The 1,686-nt window shown below is 53.5% G+C and carries 5 protein-coding genes; all 5 read left to right on the forward strand.

Going from position 1 to position 1,686, the window contains the following annotated elements; all coding sequences use genetic code 11:
* Positions 1-222: phage major capsid protein (locus ATB02_RS25575; protein WP_105272410.1), on the forward strand; the 222-nt coding region annotated here is incomplete at its 5' end.
* A gap of 86 nt (positions 223-308) precedes the next feature.
* A complete protein-coding gene (locus tag ATB02_RS25580) occupies positions 309-632 on the forward strand; it encodes a DUF2190 family protein (RefSeq protein ID WP_001097050.1) in 324 nt (107 codons plus the stop codon).
* Positions 625-900, forward strand: a complete 276-nt coding sequence (locus tag ATB02_RS25585; protein WP_001283153.1) for a DNA breaking-rejoining protein — start codon at positions 625-627, stop codon at positions 898-900. The genes ATB02_RS25580 and ATB02_RS25585 overlap by 8 nt, the downstream gene beginning before the upstream one ends.
* An 11-nt stretch (positions 901-911) precedes the next feature.
* A complete protein-coding gene (locus ATB02_RS25590; protein ID WP_000677106.1) occupies positions 912-1,490 on the forward strand; it encodes a phage tail protein in 579 nt (192 codons plus the stop codon).
* On the forward strand, positions 1,487-1,686 hold a 200-nt coding region (gpU, locus tag ATB02_RS25595; protein ID WP_032327456.1), incomplete at its 3' end, for a phage tail terminator protein. The genes ATB02_RS25590 and gpU, both read left to right, overlap by 4 nt.

The raw sequence follows: 1,686 nt of genomic DNA on the forward strand, positions 1-1,686 counted from the left end.
GTTATTGCAGAGCCTCGTCTTGATGATAACAGCCAGACCACCTTCTACCTGGCTGCGTCAAAAGGCTCCGATACGATTGAAGTGGCTTATCTCAACGGTGTGGATACGCCATATATTGATCAGATGGAGGGCTTCAGTGTGGATGGCGTGACAACGAAAGTGCGTATTGACGCCGGTGTCGCGCCAGTTGATCACCGCGGTCTGGTGAAATGTACGGCGTAAACATCGCAGACAACAACTCTGATGGCCCGTAAGGGCTTTTTTTGTACCTGAAATCAGCCCCTGAACGGGGCTGTGTGGAGACAGTTATGGCAAAGAATTTTGTAGAAGAAGGAAAAACGGTGGCGATTGTTGCCAGTGCAGCCATCAGCAGCGGAGATCTGGTGCAGGTGGGTGATGTTTTTGCGGTGGCGCTGACCGATATTCCACAAGGTGAAACAGGCGACGGTATGACCGAAGGTGTGTTTATGCTGCCTAAGCTGAAAACGGATGACATGAAAACGGGTAAGAAGGTTTATCTGAAGTCCGGAAAAGTTCAGCTGACTAACAGCGGCTCTGATCCGCTGGTCGGGGTTGTCTGGGCAGATGCCGGAACCAGTGCAGAAGAAGTGCCGGTAAAACTCAATGTCTGATCCCTTTTCCCGGCTGGCAGCGCGTATGGATGCTATCACGGTCAGAAAGATGGGAAAGACAGCCTCGATTAATGATGTCGATATGACCGTGATCCCGGGAGAAACACTGGCAGAGCTGAATGCTCTGTCCGGACCTGCGGTCTCTCTGGTGGTGTTTTCTTCGGGATACCGCCCACGGCGCGGGGATCGCGTTGTTTATGACGGACAACAATGGACGGTCACACGGCATGAACGCTTTAACGGTAAGCCAATGATCTTTATTGAGTAAAGAGGTGTGGGATGAAGGGGCTTGAGAATGCCATCCGCAATCTGAACAGCCTTGATACCCGTATGGTGCCACAGGCCAGCGCATGGGCGATAAACCGTGTGGCACAGAAAGCGGTCTCGGTTGCCACCCGGCAGGTTGCCGGGAATACCGTTGCGGGAGATAACCAGGTGAAAGGGATCCCCCTGAAACTGGTACGTCAGCGTGTCCGGGTGTTTAAAGCCAGTCCGTCAGGAAAAATGACGGCCAGGATCCGCGTTAACCGGGGCAATCTGCCCGCTATTAAGCTGGGGACAGCCCGGGTCAGACTGGCCCGGCGTGGTGGAAAACTGCAGTACCGTGGCAGTGTGCTGAAGGTGGGTAAATATCTTTTCCGGGATGCGTTTATTCAGCAACTGGCGAATGGTCGCTGGCATGTGATGCGGCGTATTGATGGCAAAAATCGTTACCCCATTGATGTGGTGAAAATCCCGCTGTCCGGACCGCTGACACAGGCATTTGAAGATGCCCGCGATCGCATCATTGCTGCGGAAATGCCGAAACAGCTGGGGTATGCACTGAAACAACAACTGAGGTTATGGCTGACCCGATGAACCGACATACACAAATCCGCCAGGCCGTACTGGCACGCCTTCGGGAACAGTGTGGAGACAGCGCCACATTTTTTGACGGGCTTCCGGCATTTATTGATGCGCAGGAACTGCCTGCCGTGGCGGTGTGGCTGAGTGATGCTCAGTACACCGGAAAAATGACGGATGAAGATGACTGGCAGGCTGTTCTGCATATTGC

Source organism: Escherichia sp. MOD1-EC5189, assembly GCF_002966045.1.
Classification (GTDB): Bacteria; Pseudomonadota; Gammaproteobacteria; order Enterobacterales; family Enterobacteriaceae; genus Escherichia; species Escherichia coli_F.

Excerpts from the sequence above, each read along its gene's own strand:
- ATB02_RS25580 (WP_001097050.1), top strand. The coding sequence starts at position 309 with ATGGCAAAGAATTTTGTAGAAGAAGGAAAAACGGTGGCGATTGTTGCC.
- ATB02_RS25585 (WP_001283153.1), top strand. The coding sequence starts at position 625 with ATGTCTGATCCCTTTTCCCGGCTGGCAGCGCGTATGGATGCTATCACG.
- ATB02_RS25590 (WP_000677106.1), top strand. The coding sequence starts at position 912 with ATGAAGGGGCTTGAGAATGCCATCCGCAATCTGAACAGCCTTGATACC.